Annotated in this window: 14 protein-coding genes; 10 read left to right on the forward strand and 4 right to left on the reverse strand. The window is 57.6% G+C overall.

Annotated elements, in window-relative coordinates:
- The first annotated feature begins 15 nt into the window (after nucleotides 1-15).
- From C1Y42_RS10030 to C1Y42_RS10065, 8 genes are all read left to right on the forward strand, one after another.
- The gene (locus C1Y42_RS10030; protein WP_058775913.1) at nucleotides 16-912 is read left to right on the forward strand and encodes a GntR family transcriptional regulator; all 897 of its coding nucleotides are present in this window, start codon (nucleotides 16-18) and stop codon (nucleotides 910-912) included.
- 52 nt (nucleotides 913-964) lie between these two features.
- The gene (locus C1Y42_RS10035; RefSeq protein ID WP_058775914.1) at nucleotides 965-1,750 is read left to right on the forward strand and encodes an SDR family oxidoreductase; all 786 of its coding nucleotides are present in this window, start codon (nucleotides 965-967) and stop codon (nucleotides 1,748-1,750) included.
- A 334-nt stretch (nucleotides 1,751-2,084) separates the two neighbouring features.
- Nucleotides 2,085-2,795, forward strand: a complete 711-nt coding sequence (locus C1Y42_RS10040) for a FadR/GntR family transcriptional regulator (protein WP_021509083.1) — start codon at nucleotides 2,085-2,087, stop codon at nucleotides 2,793-2,795.
- Nucleotides 2,782-3,948: a PLP-dependent transferase gene (locus tag C1Y42_RS10045; protein WP_104093322.1), complete on the forward strand. Its 1,167-nt coding sequence runs from the start codon at nucleotides 2,782-2,784 to the stop codon at nucleotides 3,946-3,948. Before C1Y42_RS10040 ends, C1Y42_RS10045 begins: the two co-directional genes overlap by 14 nt.
- A gap of 21 nt (nucleotides 3,949-3,969) precedes the next feature.
- Nucleotides 3,970-5,241, forward strand: a complete 1,272-nt coding sequence (locus C1Y42_RS10050; protein ID WP_104093323.1) for a sugar ABC transporter substrate-binding protein — start codon at nucleotides 3,970-3,972, stop codon at nucleotides 5,239-5,241.
- A 24-nt stretch (nucleotides 5,242-5,265) separates the two neighbouring features.
- Nucleotides 5,266-6,186, forward strand: a complete 921-nt coding sequence (locus tag C1Y42_RS10055; RefSeq protein WP_104093324.1) for a carbohydrate ABC transporter permease — start codon at nucleotides 5,266-5,268, stop codon at nucleotides 6,184-6,186.
- 9 nt (nucleotides 6,187-6,195) lie between these two features.
- Nucleotides 6,196-7,020, forward strand: a complete 825-nt coding sequence (locus C1Y42_RS10060) for a carbohydrate ABC transporter permease (RefSeq protein ID WP_021509079.1) — start codon at nucleotides 6,196-6,198, stop codon at nucleotides 7,018-7,020.
- A 3-nt stretch (nucleotides 7,021-7,023) separates the two neighbouring features.
- Nucleotides 7,024-8,091, forward strand: a complete 1,068-nt coding sequence (locus tag C1Y42_RS10065) for an ABC transporter ATP-binding protein (RefSeq protein ID WP_104093325.1) — start codon at nucleotides 7,024-7,026, stop codon at nucleotides 8,089-8,091.
- 16 nt (nucleotides 8,092-8,107) lie between these two features.
- Here the strand turns inward: C1Y42_RS10065 and C1Y42_RS10070 are convergent, their stop codons facing one another.
- Together C1Y42_RS10070 and C1Y42_RS10075 are read right to left on the reverse strand one after the other, a co-directional pair.
- Nucleotides 8,108-14,086: an autotransporter outer membrane beta-barrel domain-containing protein gene (locus C1Y42_RS10070; protein WP_104093326.1), complete on the reverse strand. Its 5,979-nt coding sequence runs from the start codon at nucleotides 14,084-14,086 to the stop codon at nucleotides 8,108-8,110.
- 301 nt (nucleotides 14,087-14,387) lie between these two features.
- A complete protein-coding gene (locus tag C1Y42_RS10075) occupies nucleotides 14,388-15,515 on the reverse strand; it encodes an acyltransferase family protein (protein WP_104093327.1) in 1,128 nt (375 codons plus the stop codon).
- Nucleotides 15,516-16,084: 569 nt separating this feature from the next.
- Between C1Y42_RS10075 and C1Y42_RS10080 the strand changes: the two genes are divergently transcribed.
- A complete protein-coding gene (locus C1Y42_RS10080) occupies nucleotides 16,085-16,885 on the forward strand; it encodes an SGNH/GDSL hydrolase family protein (protein WP_104093328.1) in 801 nt (266 codons plus the stop codon).
- 357 nt (nucleotides 16,886-17,242) lie between these two features.
- On the opposite strand, the gene C1Y42_RS10085 is transcribed toward C1Y42_RS10080, so the two are convergent.
- Complete coding sequence (locus tag C1Y42_RS10085; protein WP_104093329.1) at nucleotides 17,243-18,187, reverse strand: AraC family transcriptional regulator; 945 nt, start codon at nucleotides 18,185-18,187, stop codon at nucleotides 17,243-17,245.
- A gap of 99 nt (nucleotides 18,188-18,286) precedes the next feature.
- On the opposite strand from C1Y42_RS10085, the gene C1Y42_RS10090 reads away from it, so the two are divergent.
- Nucleotides 18,287-19,033 carry an SDR family oxidoreductase gene (locus C1Y42_RS10090; protein WP_021509071.1) on the forward strand — a complete coding sequence of 249 codons (747 nt, stop codon included), beginning with the start codon at nucleotides 18,287-18,289 and terminating at the stop codon, nucleotides 19,031-19,033.
- Here C1Y42_RS10090 and C1Y42_RS10095 read toward each other — a convergent pair.
- On the reverse strand, nucleotides 19,030-19,458 hold the full coding sequence (locus C1Y42_RS10095; RefSeq protein WP_199188985.1) for an NUDIX hydrolase: 429 nt from the start codon (nucleotides 19,456-19,458) through the stop codon (nucleotides 19,030-19,032). The genes C1Y42_RS10090 and C1Y42_RS10095 overlap by 4 nt on opposite strands.
- Between the last annotated feature and the right edge of the window lie 39 nt (nucleotides 19,459-19,497).

Genomic DNA, 19,497 nt, shown 5'->3' on the forward strand with positions numbered 1-19,497 from the left:
AGGAAATCCCGTTCTATGCAGCCTGACTCCTCCGCCAGCAGCCGTCGTATTGCACGTCAGCTACTTGACCTGATCTATGAAGCAAGATTCGATCCAGGTCAGCACTTACGTGAACAACCTCTGGCAGACGCGCTGGGCGTTTCCCGCACGCCGGTGCGGGCAGGACTTAAAGAACTGACCCGACTGGGCGCAGTGGAAGCGCGGCCCAATCAGGGATTTTTTCTGCTAAAAGGGGCAGACGAGTTACAGCAACTGGACATTGAACCCCCGCAGAGCAGCGACCAGACGTTGTACGAGTTACTGGTACGCGATCGTATAGCCGGTGCCCTGCCCGAATCGTTCACCCAGACAGAAATCAGCCAGCGCTATGACGTTGATCGCGGCATTCTGACACGCACGCTGGTCAAGCTGTCGGAAGACGGGTTAATCGCGCGCAATGCGGGACATGGCTGGCGTTTTCAGCAAACGCTTAACTCGGAAGTCGCGCTGCGCAACAGTTATGGATTTCGTCTGATGATTGAGCCAGCCGCCCTGCTCAGCCCGCAATTACGCGCGGACCGTGCGATGCTGAAGCGCCTGCGGGCACAGCATCTGCGATTGATTACCCATCCGGACCTCACGCAGGTACCGGCGCGCGACATTTTCGAGACGGATGCCGCTTTTCATGAATCGCTGGCCGAAGCCAGCGGCAATCTGTTTGTGCTGCAGGCGATTCAACAGCAAAACCGCCTGCGCCGCCTGCTGGAATTTGGCAGCTACCAAAACAAACGGCGGGTGAAAGAGTGGTGCGAAGAGCACGTGGCCATTATCGACGCGCTGCGTGAAAACCGACCGCAACAGGCGGCCGAATTGATGAAAACGCATCTGCAATTCGCCTTCGATCAGGTACAGATGCGTAAACCAGGCACATAACCGGCACTGTTTTTGCACATTACGATCCTGAAAATACAATCAGGAGGCAGTGATGGATTTGCAAATACAAGGGCGCGTGGCGCTGGTATGTGGTGCAGGCAGCGGTCTGGGTCAGGCGATAGCGCTGGCACTGGCGCAGGAGGGCGTGCGCGTGGCGGTCACCGGGCGCAATAGCAGCAAGTTGCAGACAACGGTGGAGCGCATTATCGCTGACGGCGGTGAGGCGCAGGCGTTCCAGCTGGATCTGGCGGCACCCGACACTTTTGACAGCGTGCTGGAGGCGATTCGCCAGCGCTGGGGCGCAGTGGATATTCTGGTGAATAATTCAGGTGGGCCGCCACCCGCGAAAGCCGCGGGTACCGGCAGTGAACTCTGGCGACAGCAGTTTGCGGTGATGGTGGACGCGCTGATTCAACTGAGCGACAAGGTGCTGCCGGCCATGCGCCAGCGCGGCTGGGGACGCATTATCACTTCCACCTCGTCCGGCGTGGTTACGCCTATCCCCAATCTGGCGCTGTCCAATGCGCTGCGCATGAGCCTGCTGGGCTGGTCGAAAACGCTGGCAAGCGAGGTAGCCGCGGATGGTGTAACGGTTAACGTCCTGGTACCGGGACGCATTGATACTGAGCGCGTCAGTCAGCTTGATGCGCTGAAGGCGCAGCGCGAAAACAGCACCGCCGCTGCCGTCGCGGCCCAAAGCCGGCGCAGCATACCGATGGGCCGCTACGGCGCGCCACACGAATATGGCGCCGCCGCCGCTTTTCTCGCCAGTGAGCCCGCCAGCTACATTACCGGCAGCGTGATCCGCGTCGACGGCGGCCTGATCGATGCCGTTTAGCCGCTGATTGCGGTTTTAAGAGATGGGCACGCAATGACGGCTGCCCATTTAACCGGTCACAACGCTCTTCTTTTACCTTAACGTCATCGCTAACGGTTTTGCTGGCTGAGCGTTGCCGCTATGCCACTGCATCTGCTGAATTCACACCCTGGTTAATCAAAAGACGACCACCGCACCGCCACACCACGGTGCACTCTGGCGGGTTTTGCACCAGCAGATCTCATAATCTGCGCTTATTACGGCATCAAATCTCCTGCTGAATCAAAGCTTCATGATTCTGGCATGCGGGTTGCTAAGCCTTTGGTAGAGATGTTGGACCAATTAAGGCAAAGCGATGCATGACCCGGCTGAACTCCATCCCATCATTCCGACGCGCAGCGATACGCTGATTCTTGATGCGCTCACGCGTTACATGGCGCATGCCGGCGCGCAGCCGGGCAGTCGCCTGCCGCCGGAGCGCGAGCTGGCGGAGAAACTGGGCGTCAGCCGTAATACGGTGCGCGAGGCGCTCAAGCGCTGGGAAGCTCTCGGCATCATTGTGCGCAAAAAAGGCAGCGGCACTTTTCTGCAGGCGGAAGTCGGTCTGCATGACAGCTTTCTCTCTCTGCGCTTTAAAAACGACTCCGCCAACATGCTTCATGCGCTGGAAGTGCGCCGCATCATTGAGTCCGAATCCTGCGTGCTGGCGGCGCAGCGCGCCAGCGCCGACGACCTGCTGGAAATCGAACGGCGGCTGGAAGAGATGGAGCGTGTGCACCTGGCTATCGGTTCCGCCGGGCCAGAGGATTGGGCTTTCCATACCAGCATCTACCGCGCCGCCGGCAATCCGCTGCTGTTGCAGATGCTTAACGGCGTCTACGACACGCTACACGCCTTTTTCGAATCCCCGCCGGAGCAGGCGCTGTTTTCAGACTCGTTTCCCCTGCACCGTGAACTGTTTAACGCCATCCGCGCCCGCGACAGCCAGGCCGCGCGCGCCCTTTGCCATCAGATTCTTGATATCACCGAACGCGACATGAAGGACGTGATCCATGCCAAACGCTAAACCTATTGCGCAACAGACACTGCTGACCCACGACCAGCGCCACGAACAGGGCGCCGTAACGCCACCGATTTATCAGTCCTCGCTGTTTACCTTCAGCGATTACGACAGCATGATCGCCCGCTTTCGCGGTGAGAGCGACCAGCCGCTCTATTCCCGCGTTGATAATCCGACGGTCAAAGCGCTACAGGATAAAGTTGCCGCGCTGGAAGGCGGCGACGCCTGCCTCGCCTTTGCCAGCGGCATGGCCGCCATCAGCAACGCGATTTTGAGTGTGGTTCAGCCAGGCGCGAAAGTGGTCTGCGTCAATCATGTCTATCCCGATACTTACCGCTTTTTGCGCGGCTTTTGTCAGCGTTTCGGTATCACGACGCAGTTTGTTGATGGCGACGATGAAGCGGCGATAGCCGCCGCGCTGCCCGGCGCCAGCCTGCTCTATCTGGAAAGTCCCTCCAGCTGGGTGATGAGTGAACAGAACCTGCGGCAGCTGGCCACGCTGGCGCGCGATGCAGGCGTCGTCACGTTGATTGATAACAGCTGGGCTTCGCCCATATTCCAGCAGCCGCTGCTGTGTGGTATCGACATCGTGGTGCACTCCGCCTCGAAGTACATCAGCGGCCACAGCGATGTGGTGGCCGGCCTGGTGATTGCCAGCCACCAGCACATCAACAACATTGCCCGTCACATTAGTCCGTTCCTTGGCGGCAAACTGTCTGCAAACGAAGCGTCTTTGCTGATGCGTGGCCTGCGCACGCTGCCGCTGCGTATGAAGCAGCATCAGCAAAGCGCCCTGCAGCTGGCGGAAAAGCTGCGTGATCATCCACAGGTCAGCGCGGTTTGCCACCCCGGGCTCAATCCCCCTGAATGGTCCACGCTGCGCGGTTACAGCGGGCTGTTTTCCTTTGCCGTGACCGAACAGGTCGACATACCGCAATTCTGCAACGCCCTGCAACTGTTCCATATGGGCGTCAGCTGGGGAGGTTTCGAGAGCCTGGTGATGCCGGCGATTTCGGTCATTAATCAGGCCAGTGAATTTAATTCAGCCCAGGATTTTGGTGTCTCGCCGCGCCTGATCCGTATCTCTGTTGGCCTCGAAGAGACCGACGATCTTTGGACCGATCTGAATCAGGCACTTGCTGCCGCCACTCACCATTAATCACGCTCCGGAGAACCAGCCATGACAACACGTTTCGCCCTGAAAGCCCTGGTACTCGCCGTGGGTTTAGGCAGCGCCTTTTGCAGCCTCGCCGCCAAACTCACCGTGGTGGAAGTTATTACCAGCCCGCCACGTACCGCGCTTCTGCAAAAAATGCTCGACGAATACAAGACGCAGCATCCTGGTACCGAGATTGAGCTGATTTCGCTGCCGTGGGGTCAGGCATTTGAAAAACTGGGCACCATGTTACAGAGCGGACAGGTACCGGATGTGGTGGAGATGCCCGATACCTGGCAAGGCTTATACGCCAGCAACAATATGCTGGAGGATCTTGAACCCCGCCTGAAAAGCTGGCCTGAAAGCGCCCAGCTGACGGACAAAACGCTGGCAATGGCGCGGGCCGCAAACGGTAAAGCCACCATGGTGCCGTACGGTTTTTACCTGCGGGCGCTGTTCTGGAATAAGAAGCTGTTTAAGCAGGCAGGACTGAGTGAGCCGCCGAAAACAATGGAAGAGTTTGCCAGCGACGCGAAGCGTATTAGTCAGTCAGGTAACGGTATCAGCGGCTACTGCATGCGCGGCGGCGTGGGGGGAACCAATGCGTGGATGATGTTTATGGCGGCGATGAACGGTTCGCCTGCCTTCTTTGATAAAGACGGCAACAGTACTTTAACCCAGCCGGGGGCGATAAAGGGAGCACAGCTGCTGGTCGATTTGTATCAGCAAGGTGGCGCGCCAAAAGACAGCGTGAACTGGGGCTTTAACGAGATTGTCTCGGGCTTCTATTCCGGCAAATGCGCCATGCTCGATCAGGATCCGGACGCGCTGATCGCAATTAAAAATAGCATGGCGGCTGAAGATTTTGCCGTGGCGCCCATGCCGGTCGGACCGTCCGGTAAAGCCTTCCCGACCATCGGCTATACCGGCTGGGCGATGTTCAAACAGGGTAAACAAAACGATATCGCCTGGCCGCTGATTACCTTCCTCAGTAATAAAACCAACAACCTGGCGTGGGCGAAGTTTGTCGGCACCCTACCCATCTATAAAGGTGCGGAACAGGACCCGTTCTATCAGACGCCGCAGTTTGCCGGCTGGTTTAAGGAGCTGAACGATCCAAATTATGTGCCGCTCACCATGCCGACCCACCTTAAAGGCTGGGGCTATTTCAATTCAGTGATCGTGAAAGAGAGCAGCCAGGAGACGTTACTGGGCGAAAACGACACCAAAGATATGGTGCAGGACTGGGCCAGCTATCTGAGTAAAGAGCAAAAAGCCTGGCTCGCCAGCCAGTAATCTCGTGTAAACCGGAGCCCTGAAATGATGCCTGAAATCTCTCTTCCTGCCAGCCCGGCGCGCCGCCGCTGGCGCTGGACCCGGCTTGCTGAGCCATGGTGGTATCTGTCACCGGGCCTGTTGCTGATCGCCCTGTTCATCTTCGTGCCGATGGCGATCGGCATTTCTTACGCTTTTCAGAGCATGAACCTGCTCAATCCGCTGGAGAGCGGCTGGGTTGGCTGGGCGAACTTTGCGCAGATGCTCGACGATCGCCGCTTCTTTCGCGCACTCGGCCATACCCTTAACTGGACGCTGAGTTCGCTGCTGCTGCAGTTCTTTTTCGGCCTCGCGCTGGCGCTGCTGCTTAACCGCGAGTTTCGCTTTCGCCGCTGGGTGCAGGCGCTGGTGTTTTTACCGTGGGCGGTGCCGGCGTTTCTTTCCGGCCTGACCTGGTCCTGGCTGTTCAACCCGGTTGTAGGTCCGCTGCCACAGTGGCTCAGCGACGTGGGCATTCTCAGCGAACCTTACAATATTCTTTCCGATCCGCAACTGGCGATGTGGGGGCCGGTGATTGCTAACGTCTGGTTCGGCATCCCGTTTTTTGCCATCACTCTACTGGCGGCACTGCAGTCGATTCCCAAAGATTTGTATGAAGCGGCAGCCATAGACGGTGCCAGCGGCTGGCAGCAGTTTCGCCGTGTCACCCTGCCGTTTCTCGCCCCGATGATCGCCATTACCGTGATGCTGCGTACCATCTGGATCGCTAACTTTGCCGATTTGATCGTGGTGATGACCGACGGCGGTCCGGCCGGTTCAACCTCGATTCTTTCCAGTTACATCTTCACCACCGCTTATCGCAAACTGGATTTTGGTTATGCCTCGGCGATGGCGGTGTGTCTGTTACTGCTGATGACCTGTTATGCGCTGGTATTGCTGCGCATCCGCCATCAGTTACTTAAGTAAGGAGTCCGCATGCGCCTGTTACCGTTGATCGGTCATCGTCTCAGCATCGCCGCCTATTTGCTGTTTGCGCTGTTTCCGTTGTACTGGATCATTAAAATTGCCGTCACGCCGGACAGGTTACTGTTCAGTCAGGGCGTGACGCTGTTACCTGGCGGTTTCACCCTGAGCCACTTTGCCAAGGTATTGACCGACAGTGATTTCCCCACGTTTTTTATTAACAGTCTCATTGTCTCCTGCAGCACTGCCGCGCTGACCACCTTGATTGCTGCGGCTGCCGGCTATGCCTTTTCCCGCTTTCAGTTTCGCGGCAAGATGGTGATGGCGGCCCTGCTGCTGTTTACCCAGATGTTTCCGCTGGTGATGATCATTGCGCCGATTTACCGGGTGATGGCCCCGCTGGGACTGACGAATAGTCTGCTGGGGCTGATTCTGATTTACAGCGCCTTTAATGTCCCGTTCGCCACCTTCCTGATGCAGTCATTTTTTGATGCCATCCCTAAAGATCTCGAAGAGTCCGCCATGCTGGAAGGCTGCACCCGCTTTCAGGCGCTGTACCGCGTGCTGATGCCGCTGACGCTGCCCGGCATGGCGGCGACGCTCGGCTTCGTTTTCACCGCCGCGTGGAGTGAGTTGCTGTTCTCACTGATGTTGATCAACAAAAACGAAGTCATGACCTTTCCGGTCGGGCTGCTCAGTTTCGTCTCCAAATTCGCCGTTTCGTGGGGCGAAATGATGGCTGCCGCCGTGCTGGCGTTAATTCCAGCCTGTCTGTTCTTCGCTTTCATTCAACGCTACCTGGTTCAGGGACTCACCGCCGGTGCGGTTAAGGGGTAAATAATGGCTGAAATTACGCTGGCGCAAATTGAAAAGCGCTATGGCAACGTTGAGGTTCTGCGCGACATCAATCTGACCATTAAAGATGGTGAGTTCGTGGTGCTGGTCGGCCCGTCCGGCTGTGGTAAATCCACCCTGCTGCGCACCATTGCCGGCCTGGAATTAGCAACGGGCGGCAATATCCATATCGGCAGTCAGCTGATGAACGAGGTGGCGCCGAAAGATCGCGATATCTCAATGGTGTTCCAGAGCTATGCGCTCTATCCGCATCTGACGGTCGCGCGCAACATGGGCTTCAGCCTTGAAATTCAGAAACGACCGCGTGCTGAGATTGAGGAGAAAGTCCGGCGAGCGGCGGAGATTCTCAGCCTGACGCACCTGCTTGATCGCCGGCCAAAAGAGCTGTCGGGTGGACAACGGCAGCGCGTGGCGATGGGCCGCGCCATTGTGCGTCAGCCGCAGGTGTTTCTGTTTGATGAACCGCTTTCCAACCTCGATGCGCAACTGCGCGGCCAGATGCGCGTGGAGATCAAAAAACTGCATCAGCAAATGCACAACACCATCGTTTATGTTACCCACGATCAGGTTGAGGCCATGACGCTGGCTGACCGCATCGTGGTGCTTAATCACGGCGTCATTCAGCAGGTGGGTACACCGCTGGAGCTGTACGACACACCGGCCAATAAATTTGTCGCCAGTTTTATCGGGTCACCGTCGATGAATTTTATCAACGGCGTGATGACCCCCAGCGGCGTGCGTATCAGCGACAGCGCTCAGTTGCCCCTGAATACGCACTGGGCAGCACAGGCCGCTGGCCGTGACGTCATTTACGGCATCCGGCCGGAAAACATCAGTCTGGCGCAGCCGGGTGAGCAGCATGCGCTGCCTCTTGAAGTGTCGCTGGTGGAGCCGACCGGCCTGTCCGAACTGATTCACGGTTCGCTGTTTGGCCACCCGCTGATGCTGTTTACCACCCAGCGTTCCGGCGCGCGCGTCGGTGACATCCTGCCGGTCACGCTGGACAGCGAACGTGCGATGCTGTTCGACGCCGCATCACAGCGCCGCCTGTAATTGCACGTTTAAGCGTTCAAAACGACCAGCGCACCCCGGCATTGTAGCGCCAGCCTTTGACGCCGTTGCCGGATATCTCTTTGCGGTAATCCGCCTCGGCATACAGCGCCACGTTGTTGATCAACGTCGCCGTGCCGCCGAGGCCGACGTCCCACATCTGGCCAAATTTGCCGCTGCTGAAGCTCTGGCTCAGGTCGCTGTCGCTGGCGCCGACCCTGGCCTGCGCCGTACCGCCCCAGCCGCGATAGTAGTTAGCGCGCAGATACGGCGTGTACTGGTTCTGACTGCTGTCCTGCCAGCTGCGCGCCACACGCGCGCCGAGCCGGCCAATGGTTTGATCGTAATCGTTATAAGAGACGCGCGCGCCGTCAGCATCGGTAAAACTGTCCATGTTCATACGCAGCCAGCTAACCTGTGCCTGCGGTTCCAGGCGCACATCACCCGCCAGCATCAGCGGATAGCCAGACTCGACTGACGCCGTCCAGCCGTGCCCTTTGGGTTTGGCGACCGCTTTCTGCCGCGCAATGTCGGTTTCGCCACGGTAGTCGCTCCAGCTCAGCGAACCATCTACATACCAGCCACTGCTGCGCAGCCAGGTGCCATAAAGTGACAACGTATCGCTATCAAAGCTGGTGGAGCTGTACCCGTCAGCGGCATGCGGGCGAATGCGCGTGTTGCCGCGCGTATAGGCGACGCCGCCACGTACGCTATCTTCAGCGCCATCGGCGCGCAGCAAATTGCCGCCCAGCTGTACGGCGCTGTAGTTGAGGTCGAAGTCATAACCCCAGGCGTCCAGGCCGCGATTGCTTCGATACTGCAAATCCGAACCGAGGTAGCGGATAAACATCTCTGCGTTGTCTGCCGGCTGCTGGCGCAGTTCGCCGAGACGCTTATGCAGATCGTCAGTGACTGCCAGCGAGTAGTACGCCAGCCCGACCGGTGCGGAGATCCAGGACGGTACCTGCGGCGTAACCGCCGGACGCACCGCCTTAACCGCACTGCCCGCCTGCGGCTGGCACAGCGAGCCATCGCTGCAGATGAAATTGTTTGCCAGACGATAGTCCCATACGTTGCCGCCTGCGCTGCTGCCCGGTGCAAAGCTGTACAGGCCATACTGCCACGGCCCGGCTGCCACATAGCCATTGCTCAGCCTGAAGCTGTCGGCGCTGGCGCTGCCGGTCACCTGCACCAGTGAGACGCCTTCGCTGCCCGCGATGACATTGTCGCGATTGCTGTCCAGCAGCCCGCCGCCCTGCAGCCGGTCATCCACCCAGGTGGTGCCGCTGGCGTTACCGTTAACACGCAGCACGTCGCTGTGGGTGGCTGTCGAATTGAGCTTCAGACGGCCCTGCGCAGAGGCCAGACTACCTTCGATGGTCAGGGTATTTGCCGCCACATTGCCACCGTTGGTCAGGTCGAGCGTGCCGGCATTATTCACCACCAGCGAATCATTGCTGGCCCCCTGCAGCCGCGCGTTGACGCCATCGCCGGCGAACAGCGTGGACCCTGCATCGATATTGATGGTGCTGTGCGCCAGTTTAATGTTGTCGCTCAGCGTCCACTGCGTATCGATGAAGTTCAGCGTGCTCCAGCCCGCGCCGAGGTTGGTGCCTTTGGTGAGATCGTCCTGCCGGAACGAACCGCCGCGCGCATTGAGCTGGGTGAGGTTCAGCGTGCTATCCGCGCCGCCGCTGGTGATATGACGGGTCTGGTTCAGGCTGATAGCCTGCACCGTCGCCTGGTTCGCACTGCCGTCACCCATACTCAGGCCGCCATCCAGCGTGCCGCCCGTAACCAGCAGCGTATCGCTGCCGTTGCCGGTATTCACTTCGCCCGTGACTTTGCCCGCCAGCAGTGCCACCACATCACGGGTCGCGCCGCCCGCCACCACCACCTGATCGGCGTACGGCGCATCCAGCGTGCCCTGGTTGATAAACACCGTCTCGCCGCCGCGCAGATCAATAAGCGGTGCGACGCGGCTTTGTGAACGGATGGTGCCCTGGTTAACCACCTGGCTGGCGCTGCGGGTGACAATCGCCGAACCGCCATCGGCATCGCGGATATCAATCAGGCCCTGAGCGATCACCCGTCCACGGGTGTTGGCACGCACGCCGGTGCCGCTGCCGTTGACTTCAATGCGGTAGTCGCGGCCAATCACTAAATCGTTGCCCGTGGTCGATCCATCCGCGTTTTCAAAGCGATAGCCGGTACCGCCTGCGCCGACGTGAATCTGCGCGCTACCCGCCGGATCGAATGAGGTGGCAGAGCGAATGCCGGTGCCACCATTGGCCTCGAAGCGCACATTACTCAGCGAAATATCACTGATGCCGGCGCGATTGTTCAGCGCAGTGCCGCTGCCGTAAGCGCCGATGATGATGTCGTTGGCTTCAAAGCGCTGCGCACCGCTGTCGAGCAGCAAACCATCGGCTTTGCCGTAAGCCGCCAGCGTGCTGGCCCCCTGCCCGTCGCCGTAAATTTTCATCGCGCCGCCGGAGCCCACGCGCAGCGCGGCGGTGCCGTCATTCACACGTAAGGTACTGTCGACCGGTACATACTGGCCATAACCGCTGCTGACATCCACGCCGGTGCCGCTGGCGACGCTAACCGTGCCGCGGTTGATAAAGTTACCGCCATCGTGCACCCGGGCCCCGGTACTGTTGCGGCCACGCAAATCCACTACGCCCTGCTGCTGATTAAACAGGCGCGCGTCGCCGCTGACATCAAACGCCGTGGCGTTGTGCCCGGTGCCGGTGATGAGCGAGGCGGCGTAGACCTCGGTGCCATCGCCCGACGCCTGCGCGCCGAGGGTGTTTTTGCCATTCAGCGCGATAAGGCTGGTAATGATCCCCTGCGCGCGATCGCTGGCGCGCAGCACGGTGGCACCCTTACCGGTGACCTGATAAACATCGGTGCTGGATACCAGCGCATCCGTCCCGCTGACCACGATGCCGGTGCTGTCCCTGCCGCTCAGCGTAACGTTGCCAAAGCCCTGGTTGTACAGCCACGCGCCGTTGCGGATTTCATACAGCGTCGAGTTACGACTGCTGACATCAACCGGGCTGCCGTTGACGATCAGGCGTGAGCCGGGATCAAAAGCCTGATAGCCGATCTGATGCGCGTCATGGAACACCACACGGCTGTTCGCGCCCAGCGTAATACGACCGCCGGCAAAGGCTTTCGCGCCGACCACGTTATCGCCGTACAGATTAATTGTGCCGTTCTGGTTAATCCGCCCCAGCTGGTGATACGAGACCGCACCGAAGGTGGTGGTTTGCTGGGTGCTCTGACCGCTGTAGAGATTAAGCGTGCCGCTATTGTTAATCTCCGTCAGGGTTTTGCCGTCGCCGGCGCCCGGATAGCCATCGGCGAACAGCGCCCGGCCATTACGCAAAATGTTGATATCGCCGCGGTTGTCGACCGTGGCGCCATACTGCGCGTAGATACCCGTTACGCCTTCACCCCGCAGGGAGACAGCGCCGCGATTCACCAGCCGCGCATGATTCATCACGGTAAACGGCTGCTGGTTATTGGCGCGGCCGTCTATCGCTGCCTGATTGATCAATAAAGTGTTCGGATCGAACTGCGTATTAGGGTTAACAACGTTACCCTGCAGCGTATAGCGATTACCGTCAGCGATGGCGACGCGGGCATCAGACCCGTTGAGGTGAATACGCGTTGCGGCATCAATGGTGGCGCGGGCGCCATCAGTGATAGTCAGCCCGCTGGCAAAGCTGGCGATGTTCAGCGTCGCGCCGTGGGTATTAATGTCGGTGCCGGCACCGCTGCCGTACACACCGGTCGCAAACGGGCTGTTCATCGACAAAGTCAGGCCGCGCCCGTCAAAATCCGCGCCCTGCTCAACGCGAAAAATCGTGCCGTTCCACACGGAGGCGCTGTAGCGGCCGTTGGCCGGCAGATTAATGCGCGCATCCGGGCCGATACGGTAGAAACTGATCTGTCCGCTATCCAGCATGCTGTCGCTGCCGCTGGAGGTGGGAATGGCGTGGGCGCTAACGTCGACCGTTGCCTGGCCTTCAGCGCGAATCCCAATGCCCGCTTTGCCGCTTAGCCGGATTGGGCCGGTGATATCGGCACTGGCGTGACCGCCCGGTTCGCCAGTTACCCACACCGCCGTATTGTTGGTGCCGCCAAAGCGGTCGGCGTCACCCGCCACGTTGATCGCGCCGCTGGAGAAGGCGTGCGCCTGGTTGCCCGCCGTGGCGATCACTTTCAGGCCGGTGCTGTTATAGCCATTCAGATTGAGGGTGCCGCGGTTGCCCACCTGACCGCCGCTGCCGGAATCCATCGCCAGCATGGCGATATTTTCGCGCGGCAGCGCCTGCGCCATACCATTGACGTCGATAACACCGTTATTCAGTGACACCGCGTTGGGCCCGGCCTCGATGCGCATGCCAACGGCGTTCTCGACTTTTGAGCCGATAACAATACGGCCATCATTGATGGCACGCGAGTCGAGCAGGCCGGAAATGGCGCTGATGCCACCGCCGAGGCTGACTGCGACATCCTGCGTGACATCGCCCTTGTGATTTTGCGGTGTGCGGCCGAGGTAAATCGTGCCATCGTGCGCGTTGACGAAGCTGCCCTCGCCGCTGAAACTCACCGCCGCTGCTGAGGAGCCGTTCGCCACATCGTGAATGCCGAGATTAATATTGCCGTGGTTGACCGCGCTGCTGCTGCCGAGAAATAAGCCGGCGGTGCCCCACGGCGCATCACCGATATGCACATTGAGCACGCCATTGTTACGGAACTCGCTGTCATAAATCGCCGACACCGCTGTGCCCGCATAGCCGAGAGAATCCTCCGCCACGCCCCGTCCATTGGCGGCGTTGAAAAAACCGCTGTTGATGACACCATTATTGATACCGCGCGCGCCGCTGATCAGCTCCAGTGCGCCCGCTTCGGATGAGGGCGCGTTACTGGTCGCCAGTTTTCCGGCGATAATCGCCGTTGCACCGTTGCTGGCGCGCATCACGGCGCTGGCGCTATTAGCCACTTCCAGCGTTTTGCCGCGATTGATTTTCACTCTGGCTTTCGCGCCATCGGCACTCAGCACCACCTGATCGCCGAGTGCGGCAGCCACTTCATCATCGTAATTACCGGTGCTCATGCGGTAAACCACACGACCGTCGCGCAGGCTGAACGCCTGGTTCAGCGCGGCGTTATAACTTTCCGGGCTCAGGTTGCCGCCGCTAATCTGGTCAATCAGCCAGTCGTTATAGTTCCGCAATTCATTGAGATTACTGACGTAGTACGCGTTGCTGCTGCCATCCTTGAGCGTGACATCAAACAGACCGGCGTAGGTCACCACGCCTCCGGCATCAAATGCCAGCCGATCGCCACCGTACGGCGGCGTGGCGGCGGTAAAGCGGATACGGTTATTGCTGTCCCAGTTAATCTGGCCGTTGTTACTGCTGGCAAATAACTGACTCTGTTTGGCCGCCATTGACCAGCGATTGGTGCTGGCGTTAGCGGCTGCGCCTTGCTGACCAATATTTATCTTTAACCGGCCATTAGTGACTGTCGCTACGCGCGCATCAATATATTGCTTATCGTTCACATCATAATAATCTGGCACTACCGTAGCGCCATTAATTTCCGCCGGCGCAATCATTTCCGCACTGTTATAAACCTGATAGACACGATAACTGCCTGTTTCTTCATCCGGAATACCAATAGCATAATTTTGTGCGCCGAGTTGCAGGCGGGGCTCGCCGATTAAATTGTCATTAATAATACGCCCAACCTTTTGTAGTTCACCCAGCGTGACGCTGCTCATGCCACTTTCTCCAACGGTAAAGCGCGGTATACCGCTTAGCGTCTGGGTTGAACCATTACATAAGCAATAAGCGCCGACTTTATTGTCGTTGCGTTCGGGGGTGAAAGGTTTTAATACCACCGCCGATACCGGTGAGGCAGGCAGCATTAAGCCCTGCGCAGCAAGCAGGCTCAGTAACAAGGGATTTAATTTAAACACACTATTTTCCTCACCAGAGAAAAGACAAATGCCGCACAGCGAATGCGCAGTGCGGGGGAAATAGCGAAGCGAAATATATTGTCGTAATAGCTTACGGCTGGAAATCCGTTGAAATGAGTATTACCGCGATCAGGTTAAAACGTCCAGTTTGACTTAAGGAATTGTGATGACGGCGATAAGCTTTAGGAATTGCGCTAACGGCCTGAGATAATTATCTGGAACTAAAAATGCAGAAAATGGCAAAAATCAGATGGCGGGAAATAATACCCGGCACGCCAGTGGCGGCCGGGCATGATGACAATTACAGTCGCGCTTCGACCGGCACCGCCACCTTTTTATCTTTCGGCTTGAGGCCAAACATGAATGAGGCGAAGCGTGAACGTTTGACGATAGCGTAACACACCGCGCTCAGCGCAATGCCGAGGGCAAAATCGATCAGGACATACAGGACTGACAGGTTATCCGGTAACCAGACATCCAGCAGCCATGAGAAAATGATCACCACCGGATAGTGCAGCAAATAGATAATCAGCGCGGAGTCCACAATTGCCGTCAGAATGCGACTCTCTTTCACGTTGATGCGTTCGAAGCTAAATACCAGCCAGTAGGACAGCATCACCGACAGCACGCTGCCCAGCATCACCGGCACATATTTCATCACCCCGGTGATGTGGTTGTGCGCGACAACATAGCAGGCGGCCCACACCGCCAGCACCAGCGCGGCCACCAGCCAGCCATTCATCAGTTTACTGCTGGCGTACCGGGCAATTTTCTCGCGGTTGACGTATAACGCAAAACCAGCGGTGTAGTAGACGAGGAAGCGTGCGGTCACCGGGATGAGCTCGACAAATTCACCGCGGCCTTTCACCAGGAACTTCAGCACGAAGCAGGCGTTACCCAGAATCACCAGTGTGGCGATCAGCAGTGGCAACGACATTTTGCCCAACTGACGGGCGCTCCACTGATAAAACGCGCCGGGTACCAGCAGCGACATCACCGACAGCGACACGAGGAACCACAGGTGGTGCATCATGGTATAGCTGATTAGCCAGCCTTCGAGGCTCAGCGGGGTGTTATTCATCTGTCCCGCGATAAAATACATCAGCGGCGGAATAAACAGATAGGCTGATATCAGCGGAATCAGGACGCGCTTACGGCGATTATCCGTAAAGAATTTCTGCCCTTTTCGCAAAATAATCAGTGCGGAGAACATGCCCGAAAGAAAGAAGAACACTTCCATCCTGAAGGTGTGCACCATGCTCAGCAGTGCCGTGAATATTTCCGAGGGATCGCGCTGCGCGACATAATACCAGCCATTCTCTCCCGGCAAACTCCGTGAGGCGTGTAATAACACCCCTTCCAGAATTAGGCCGGCACGCAGCAGATCCAGGCCAATATTACGGCTGGATAAAAAGGATTCTGTTTTCACATTGCACATCCTGAAATGAGTTGTAACGCAATCATAATGATTCAGTCAGAATGCTAACACCGGATTAATCTGTATACATTATGTTTAGAAACGTTTCGGAATTTCGCCATAGTGTAAAGAATGTCACTGTGCAATGGCCATAAAGCTTAAGCCAGAATGTTCTGATGGTAAAAGTTATCGTCAGGCAGTGCCTATTCGCAGCTAACTGCCGGAAAAACAGCGAAAACCCACTCTTTTACAACAGGTTGTGGATTAACGGTTCGACTCGCAGTGCGAAAATTCGCTAATCAAACCGCGTTATGTCCTGAAGCAACCGTGATGTTTTAAGCAGGCGTCAATGCGGGATTTTCTGGCTGAAGGGAGGCTATTAGGCAGGGCTGGTTTTTACCTGATTGAATTTAAATAACTTTTATTCAGCAAGCGGCTTTTTTCTCAGAGTTGACCTAATTTTCACCCCGCAACCGTGCTTTCGGATTGTTGACCCGCAATCTCCCCTGTTAAGGTAATTCGCTTACGGTTAACAACCGATTCTCCATGTAACCTTGAGTATCAAAAGGCGGAAATTTGTTATGCAACGAGCGCTATCTGGCATCGTCACTTTGCTGATTACCACAGCCTGTCTGTGCAATACCGCATTCGCCGAAAGCGGCAAGCCCGATAATAACTTTATTATTGAAGCCTATGGCGGTTCAAGCACGCGTGGCGCTATGGCGATAAAGGAAAATGGCAAATTGCGCGCAATCTATATTAAAGACAATGAGATTGCTCTGATTAACCAGTGGTTACAGCAGAAGTACGGCGATGGCATTCGCGTAGTGAATAAAGGCGCGTCCTCATCGCAGGCCATGGACCTGTTAAATGGCAAATATTTCTACAAGAATAATAAAAGCTGGCGCGAAGAGATGAAGAAATCGCCGGCAAAAATCATTTTGCTGAATTTTGCCACCAACGATGCACGCCATTTCCATTTCCGCGATATAGAAAAGGATTACCAGGTTAGCCCGGATAAATATACCCAGGTGATGACACAGCTGATTACTATTGCCCGTGAAGAGGGTAAGCAGGTGATATTACAGGAGCCGCACCCGATTTGTGGCCGCGCGGAGAAATGGCACGTCGCACCTTACGTCACCAAACTGGACGCGCTGGCTGAAGCGGAGTCGGTGCCGCTGGCGCGTCAGTATCAGCGCATCCTGCAGATGAAAGACTGGCAGTCGCTGATGTCACCCGATTGTATTCATCCGTCCGAACAGCTGTACCGCATGAAAGCAGAGGAAACGTTTTCGGTGCTGGTCTCCCACTTTAATACCGAGCTGGCTGCTGCCGGGCATGGCAAAAACCCGGATGGCGAGCAGGTGGCGAAACGCTAAGTCGGTCATTGGCTGACCGGTGAAAACGGCTTTACGATATTGTAGCGTTATGGCTGTCTTGTATGGTCGTCTGTGGCGCAGGCAAGTATTCCCTGGTCGCCATAAATGGCGACCCTACAAGGTAAGTGCGCAGTTTTATAATATGTTTTGGGTCACCATAAATGGCGACCCTACGGGTTAATTGCACGGTTTTATAATGTGTTTTGGCTCACCATAAATGGTGGCCCTGTCGGGTAACGGCACGGTTTGTAGGGTGCGCATTGATGCGCACCGGCATTAACAGGGTGATTTTTAAACTGAACGGCATTGCACGCTTTATGGCGACACGTCTTACGCTGGCCGCCATTCCGGGCGTGGTTAACTTACCCGGGCGATTGCTGGCTCAGCTTCTGCGGTGCCGCTGCGCCGTTCCGCGCCAGCGAAGCCGGTCGGCGTCTGGCCGGTGAAGCGGGTGAAAGCGATGCTGAAGGCGCTGGCAGAGCGGTAACCCACCCGTTCAGCCACGTCGGCCACTGACAGGCGGCTGCTGCGCAGCAGATTTTTCGCCAGCGCCATGCGCCACGTCAGCAGATACGCCATCGGCGCCATGCCCACTGCATCGCGAAAACGTACGAAAAACGCCGAGCGCGATAGCGCCGCGTGTTTCGCCAGCTGGGGCACCGTCCAGCCATGGGCTGGCCTGGCGTGGATGGCGCGAATCGCCCCGGCCAGCCGCTCATCGGCCAGTCCGCGCATCACGCCAGGCGATGCATTCGCCGCTGGCATTGCGCGCAGCGCTTCGATCAGCAGTAATTCCAGCAAACGTTCCAGCACGATCTGCCGTGCCGGACGCTGTGCACGGCACTCATCCCTGACCAGCTGCACCAGCATGGTCAGGCGCGATGCGCCACGCACATGAATAAACTGTGGCAGTAACGAGACAATCAATCCCGCGTCGGGTGCGGCAAACTGGCAGTAACCAATCAGCGTCTGTACCTCAGCTGGCTGCTGCCGATCGCCAAGCCACACTTCGCCCGGCGCAAGCATCTCCGGCATAGAATCAGGCGCATCTGCGGCCGGTGGCTGCTCGCTGGTCATGCAAAACTCCCACGCAGCCGGAATCAGGACAAAATCCCCCTGCTCAAGCGCAACCGGAGGATGACCTTTCATTTCCAGCCGGGTGCGCCCCTCCAGCACCACGCAGTAAAACGGCTGACCGGTCTCACTGCGCTGCACACGCCATAATCCATTGGCACGCGCGCGTTTGGAATAAGCCGCCCCGGGCTGTAACAGTGACACCATTTCGGCGAGCGGATCGATCATAATGGACTCCTGCAAATGAAACCAGGACTGTACGTTGTAGTGAGTCCGGTAGTGGCACTCTATAGTGAGCTCTTACCCAACGCAATGCAGGAGTGAACCATGAAAACCATTTTAATCACCGGCTGCTCTTCTGGTTTTGGTCATGCTACCGCGCTCTGGTTTCTGGAGCGCGGCTGGAAAGTCATCGCCACCATGCGCACCCCGCGCGCCGAACTGTTTCCTGAATCCGCCCATCTGCGCCTGCTGCCACTGGATGTCACCGATGCCGCCAGCATCAGGCAAACGCTGGCTGAAGCAGGAGAGATTGATGTGCTGGTCAACAATGCCGGCATCGGATTATTAACCTCGCTGGAAGGCGCGCCGATGTCCTCGGTGCGGGAAGTGTTCGAAACCAACACGCTGGGCACCATCGCCATGACGCAGGCGGTCATACCGCAGTTCCGTGCGAAAAACAGTGGCATGGTGATCAATGTGACTTCGACGGTGACGCTGAAATCCCTGCCGCTGCTGGCGGTTTATACCGGCAGCAAAGCGGCAGTCAACGCCTTTACCGAGTCGCTGGCGCTGGAACTGCAGCCCTTTAATGTTCAGGTGAGACTGGTATTACCCGGGCTGGCACCCACCACCGATTTTGGCAAAAATGCCCGGCCGCGCATGGAAAACACCTTGCTCGAGCCTTACCAGCCGATGTTTGATGGCATCATCGCCGGCATGCAGCAGCCCCAGCCAACCACTAAAGCACAGGACGTTGCCGCTGCCGTGTGGCGTGCCGCGACCGATCCCGCCGCACCGATGCGCATCCCGGCCGGAGAAGATGCCGAAGCCTCGATGAAGCAATACGGTTAGCGATCTTTACGCTGGGCCAGCGCCTGCAGTGCCGCCAGACCGTCGCGCGCCAGCCAGCTTTGCAATGGGGCAAACAACGGTTCAGGCAGCGCCTCAGGCGCGAACCAGTGCCAGCCTGTGCACTTATCCGGTTCCCGCAGCTGCGGCTCACCGCTGGCGTCCGGCGCTACCATCAGCAGCGTAATATAGTGGCGGTTGACCGCCGGAAACACATCGCTGACGAAGGCACCGTTGTGTACGCTGTGCAGCTGTAGACCGGTCTCCTCCAGCACTTCCCGCCGTGCACAGGCTTCCGGTGATTCACCAAACTCCAGATGGCCGCCCGGCGCCGACCAGTCACCGGCACCGTGGCTGCCTTTACGCTGGCCGAGCAACAGCTTGCCATCGCGGAAAATTAATATGCCAACACCGACCTGCGGGGACATCATTGCTCCTGATTTATCGATCCTCTCACTCTGCACGGT

The sequence above is a fragment of the Pantoea sp. ICBG 985 genome, assembly GCF_002928365.1.
Classification (GTDB): Bacteria; Pseudomonadota; Gammaproteobacteria; order Enterobacterales; family Enterobacteriaceae; genus Pantoea; species Pantoea dispersa.

Bases quoted from the DNA above. Each gene is read 5' to 3' on its own strand.
- C1Y42_RS10030 (WP_058775913.1), top strand. From the start codon at position 16: ATGCAGCCTGACTCCTCCGCCAGCAGCCGTCGTATTGCACGTCAGCTA.
- C1Y42_RS10035 (WP_058775914.1), top strand. From the start codon at position 965: ATGGATTTGCAAATACAAGGGCGCGTGGCGCTGGTATGTGGTGCAGGC.
- C1Y42_RS10040 (WP_021509083.1), top strand. From the start codon at position 2,085: ATGCATGACCCGGCTGAACTCCATCCCATCATTCCGACGCGCAGCGAT.
- C1Y42_RS10045 (WP_104093322.1), top strand. From the start codon at position 2,782: ATGCCAAACGCTAAACCTATTGCGCAACAGACACTGCTGACCCACGAC.
- C1Y42_RS10050 (WP_104093323.1), top strand. From the start codon at position 3,970: ATGACAACACGTTTCGCCCTGAAAGCCCTGGTACTCGCCGTGGGTTTA.
- C1Y42_RS10055 (WP_104093324.1), top strand. From the start codon at position 5,266: ATGATGCCTGAAATCTCTCTTCCTGCCAGCCCGGCGCGCCGCCGCTGG.
- C1Y42_RS10060 (WP_021509079.1), top strand. From the start codon at position 6,196: ATGCGCCTGTTACCGTTGATCGGTCATCGTCTCAGCATCGCCGCCTAT.
- C1Y42_RS10065 (WP_104093325.1), top strand. From the start codon at position 7,024: ATGGCTGAAATTACGCTGGCGCAAATTGAAAAGCGCTATGGCAACGTT.
- C1Y42_RS10080 (WP_104093328.1), top strand. From the start codon at position 16,085: ATGCAACGAGCGCTATCTGGCATCGTCACTTTGCTGATTACCACAGCC.
- C1Y42_RS10085 (WP_104093329.1), bottom strand. From the start codon at position 18,187: ATGATCGATCCGCTCGCCGAAATGGTGTCACTGTTACAGCCCGGGGCG.
- C1Y42_RS10090 (WP_021509071.1), top strand. From the start codon at position 18,287: ATGAAAACCATTTTAATCACCGGCTGCTCTTCTGGTTTTGGTCATGCT.
- C1Y42_RS10095 (WP_199188985.1), bottom strand. From the start codon at position 19,458: ATGTCCCCGCAGGTCGGTGTTGGCATATTAATTTTCCGCGATGGCAAG.